6 protein-coding genes and 1 tRNA gene are annotated in these 4,341 nt (G+C 45.7%); 5 read left to right on the forward strand and 2 right to left on the reverse strand.

The genetic code is table 11. From position 1 onward, the window contains the following. The first annotated feature begins 41 nt into the window (after nucleotides 1–41). Nucleotides 42–126: transfer RNA gene (locus AB7S66_RS11485), tRNA-Leu, on the forward strand. Nucleotides 127–259: 133 nt separating this feature from the next. On the opposite strand, the gene AB7S66_RS11490 is transcribed toward AB7S66_RS11485, so the two are convergent. Then, complete coding sequence (locus tag AB7S66_RS11490; RefSeq protein ID WP_428520138.1) at nucleotides 260–499, reverse strand: hypothetical protein; 240 nt, start codon at nucleotides 497–499, stop codon at nucleotides 260–262. 2 nt (nucleotides 500–501) lie between these two features. On the opposite strand from AB7S66_RS11490, the gene AB7S66_RS11495 reads away from it, so the two are divergent. Beyond that, the gene (locus AB7S66_RS11495) at nucleotides 502–705 is read left to right on the forward strand and encodes a helix-turn-helix domain-containing protein (RefSeq protein ID WP_428520140.1); all 204 of its coding nucleotides are present in this window, start codon (nucleotides 502–504) and stop codon (nucleotides 703–705) included. An 11-nt stretch (nucleotides 706–716) separates the two neighbouring features. Here AB7S66_RS11495 and AB7S66_RS11500 read toward each other — a convergent pair whose 3' ends face one another. Further along, nucleotides 717–2,276 (reverse strand): IS1634 family transposase, encoded by a 1,560-nt coding sequence (locus AB7S66_RS11500; protein ID WP_428520142.1) that lies wholly within the window; start codon nucleotides 2,274–2,276, stop codon nucleotides 717–719. A gap of 240 nt (nucleotides 2,277–2,516) precedes the next feature. On the opposite strand from AB7S66_RS11500, the gene AB7S66_RS11505 reads away from it, so the two are divergent. From AB7S66_RS11505 to AB7S66_RS11515, 3 genes are all read left to right on the forward strand, one after another. Further along, nucleotides 2,517–3,254, forward strand: coding sequence for an ABC transporter substrate-binding protein (locus AB7S66_RS11505; protein WP_117330335.1), 738 nt, complete (start codon nucleotides 2,517–2,519; stop codon nucleotides 3,252–3,254). Between the two features lie 14 nt (nucleotides 3,255–3,268). Continuing rightward, nucleotides 3,269–3,937: an amino acid ABC transporter permease gene (locus tag AB7S66_RS11510; protein WP_117330137.1), complete on the forward strand. Its 669-nt coding sequence runs from the start codon at nucleotides 3,269–3,271 to the stop codon at nucleotides 3,935–3,937. Beyond that, nucleotides 3,930–4,341, forward strand: a 412-nt coding sequence (locus tag AB7S66_RS11515; protein WP_428520145.1) for an amino acid ABC transporter ATP-binding protein, incomplete at its 3' end; no start/stop codon positions are given. The genes AB7S66_RS11510 and AB7S66_RS11515, both read left to right, overlap by 8 nt.

Genomic DNA, 4,341 nt, shown 5'->3' on the forward strand with positions numbered 1-4,341 from the left:
GTTGGCTCGTTCACTTCAAGAGCGAACAATACTTCAAGAATGCGGTAGTGGTGGAATTTGGTAGACACGCTAGCTTGAGGTGCTAGTGGGAGAAATCTTGTGCTGGTTCAAGTCCAGTCTACCGCACGTAATAACCCTTTTCTGTTTAACAAAATAAACAGAAGAGGGTTTTTCTTTTTCACCCTTTTTCCTGTATCACCCATGATGCTGTACTCAAAAATGTACTCAAAAGGAGAAAAAGGCGTTATGAAGCAACAATTCACTCTCTCAAGGCGAAATGGAATTTGGTACTACTTTGCCTATGACAAGCAGGGCAAACTGGACAACGTTCAAAGATGAAACCTTCTGCAACCATGACTTCCATATCATAGGATTCGAGAATTTCGACAATCGTGCCGAGGATGAAATCAGGAAGCCCTTTCATCCGCCCAACAAGTGTCTCTGCTGTCAGCTGTGACATATAGTGTCGTAGTCCCTGATTCTTAAATACAGCCTTCATTTATGGGCCTCTTCAGACTCGATGGAGTGCTGGCCGATCGAAAGATGTCACTAACAGAGTTATCAGAGAAGGTCGGTATCACCATGGCACATCTTTCAAACCTAAAGACAGGAAAAATCAGTGCTGTCAGGTTGGCAACCACGGAAGCCATCTGCAGGCATCTATCATACCAACCAGGCAATCTGTTAGAGTATGCAGAAGATTAGCAGGGTTCTCCCTATGCTTCTTCTACCGCAATGCCAAGCTTCCCGAGAATCTCCTTGTCCTGTTCATTCAGCTCACTCCTATAAGGAGTATCATTCTCCCTGAATGTTACTTCCTGGATATCCATAACTGTAAAAAGTGCCTGGCCCAGGCTGTAATCGGTATCTTCTAACTTTTCCAACAATTTCTGCCGAATGATCTCAGAGATGAGCTGGAGAAACACCCTACCAGGAAAATACTGGGGGGACTGGATGTGCAGCAACCTGCAGTCCTCCTGGTTCATGAGGTTATTGAACCGATGTTCAAAGTCATTACGCTGTTCATACTTGGCTAGAACTTGCTCTGCCGAGAGCCCTGTGTTCGTGATCACTGCCCAAAAACCTGCCTGGGATGCCTCAAAGGTTCTCAGCGGGTCGCGACTCAGACTCACCCTGTTACTTCCATTGGGGCGTTTTCGCACCTTGAAATAGGTTTCATAGAGACGTGCATGCTCCTCAAGCGGCACCTCAAACTCCAACTCCCGTTTACATCTCCCCAACAAGGAGAGCAGATTGCTCCGCTGGTTCTCCCGCCACTGCTCATCATAATAGAGATGAATGGTAAGAGACGCCTCCTCCAGGAAGGGTGCAGGGAGACTCAGACTTCTCAGCTCCCTACCCTTGCAGTCATAGAGTATTGCGCCCTGAAGGATTTCATCACGATGTTTTTCAATGAACTGCTCCAACCATCGCTTCCTCGTTGGGATGCGGATGATGAACCGATAGCCCAACTCCACCAACTCCTGAATCCTGGGGACTGAGAAATATCTGCGATTGAGCATCAGTACCGTATCGGTATCGACTTCCAGAGTATCCATCACATTGGCAATGATCTTGCTGCTGAGCATGGTCCCATCCAGAATCTGGAACGAATAAGGAATATGGTTATCACCATGGGCAAGCAAGATAATGGTATTCTGTTCCAATGCCCCAATATCCCGGTTGTAACCATACTGCAGGTATGGGTTATGATTCTGATAACTGGCTGTACTACATAGGTCAAAAATGATTTCGCTGGAATTCTCATCGAATTTTTCCATGCTACGTTGTCCCCAGAGCCGCAGGAACTCAGCGTCCAGGGACCGAAGAATTCCCTGCAATTCTGACAAACTCTCCACACCCGTGTATACTCCCTGTTTCCAATGGGTAGCATAGGAGATGGGATTGTTTGAACAGATCAGGTACCAAGCAAGATGCAGGATTTTCTCTACCTTCTCCTTGCTCATAAGTGGCTGCATCCACTCTCCAAGCGAGAGCTCCTTCTCAACCACTTCCTGCAATTGCTCAAACGCATAGCGGCGGAACGAGGGAATTGCTTTAATAGTCTCCGCTCCCTGGCTCTCCAGTTCTTGCCTATATGCAGGATTGTAGATTGGCTCTCCAGTTACTCCATCAAGTTTACCTATGCAACGGCGTTTATGGCGTGTCTGCTTTTTATCAGGGTCCCAGTAGTACTGGTCCTCATATAAATAGGTGACATGATTCTTCTTATTGACAATTTCAATTACTTTTGGGCGTGATAATCTCGAAAACATGTTATAATTTATAGCATTCTTTTTTTATTTAATCAAGAGTAAAGTACACCAAGGAAACCAGTTATAGCATACCATGTTATAATACATAAAAGCACACAAAGCATTTACTATAAAGAAATAGCTGTTTTTCAGTTGAATGAAACAGGTAGTCATTGTTACAATTCTATATCCATTTTTTCAAAGGAGTCTATTTTGAAAAATACGAACAAATTGTATCGAAAGTTGCTTATTATTGGATTGATGTTACTAATTTCGCTTCCTGCCTTATTCGCACAAGGTCAGCAGGAATCTGCTAATACCATCACCTTCGCTGGTTCCGGTGGGTATCCTCCATTCAACTACATGACAGAAGATGGTGATATCATTGGTTTCGATGTTGATGTTGCTGCCGAGATCGCCAATCGTCTGGATATGGAATTGAAGTATGTAGCTACCGCATGGGATGGTATTGTTGAGGGACTCAGAGCAAAGCGCTATGACGGAATCCTGGGCAGTATGGGAATCACAGAGGAACGTGAAGCAGTAATCGACTTTTCCATACCTTACTATTACAGTGGCCCCCAGTTGATCGTCATGAAAGACAGCGGTATCAATTCGGTGGAAGACCTGACCAGTGAGCATACCCTTGGCTTGGTTACCGGCACCACCTTCGAGAACGATGCAAAGGTCCTTGGCACCAAAGTCAAGCTTTATGAAGATGACAACCAGACCTTGATCGAACTGCTCAATGGTCGTGTTGACGGTGTTCTGACTGACAGAATTGTTGGGTTGAATGCCATCAATCAACTGAAAGAGGGAAATAAGCTTACGCTCGTAGGATCGGTACTTCGCAGCGAAGTCATGGGCATTGGATTCCATGAGGATGACGATGAGCTCCGTGAGCAGGTCAATGCTGCACTCCGTGATATGTTTGCCGATGGCACCATGAAAGAGATTAGTGCAAAGTGGTTCAACGGTGAAGACATTACCGTAGAGTAAGGGAGAATCCTACCATGAATATATTACCATGGGATCTAACGGTGATTCCCCAGCGTTTTTTCCAATTCGCTGATGCAGCACTCTATACGTTGCAGATCACCTTTTTTGGGATTCTTCTTGGTCTTATAATTGGATTGGTGGCCGCACTCGGCCGCCTTTCCAAACGTCAGTGGATAAGTGCTCTTAGTAAAGCATATATCTTCCTCATCAGGGGAACACCGCTTTTGGTGCAGTTGTTCATTATTTACTATGGCCTTACCAGTATTGTAACCATTGATCCCATTCCCTCTGCAATTATTGCACTGGGAATACATAACGGAGCTTACATTGCTGAAATCTTCCGTGGATCAATCCAATCAATCGATTATGGACAGATGGAAGCTGCTCGAAGCTTGGGTATGACGCAAGGGAAGGCAATGCAACGCATCGTGCTTCCTCAAGCCTTTAAACGAGCTGTCCCCCCATTGGGCAATCAGTTGATCATCGCATTGAAGGACAGCAGCCTTGCATCCACTATCGCCGTTCCGGAGCTTATGCTCAAGGGAAGACAGATGGGCTCCTCTTCCTTCATGTACATGGAGATGTTTCTTATCGTCGGCATCTGGTACTTGATCATGACGAGCCTGCTCTCATTCGTGATGCATCGCATCGAACAAAGATTGAAGGTGAGTGACCATGACTAAACAAACACATAAGACAGAAGAGACAATCCTGAAGATAGAACATCTCAAGAAGTGGTTCGGGGACCTCGAAGTCCTCAAGGATATCAACCTCGAAGTAAAACGAGGCGAGGTGGTCGTAATCATTGGCGCCTCTGGAAGTGGAAAGAGCACATTACTCCGCTGTATAAACTTTCTGGAGAAAGCCCAGAAAGGAAAGATTTACGTCAACGGGAAGCAGGTAAGACAGCAGGAAAAACAATTGAACAAGGTCCGCCAGGGTCTTGGAATGGTCTTCCAGCACTTCAACCTTTTTCCTCACATGACTGTCATCGGGAATGTAATGGAAGGCATGATCCACGTCAAGAACATGCCCAAGGAAAAAGCTAGGGAAAAAGCCCTCGAGCTCTTGGAGCAGGTAGGACTGA

The organism is Sphaerochaeta sp. (genome assembly GCF_050178175.1).
Lineage (GTDB): Bacteria > Spirochaetota > Spirochaetia > Sphaerochaetales > Sphaerochaetaceae > Sphaerochaeta.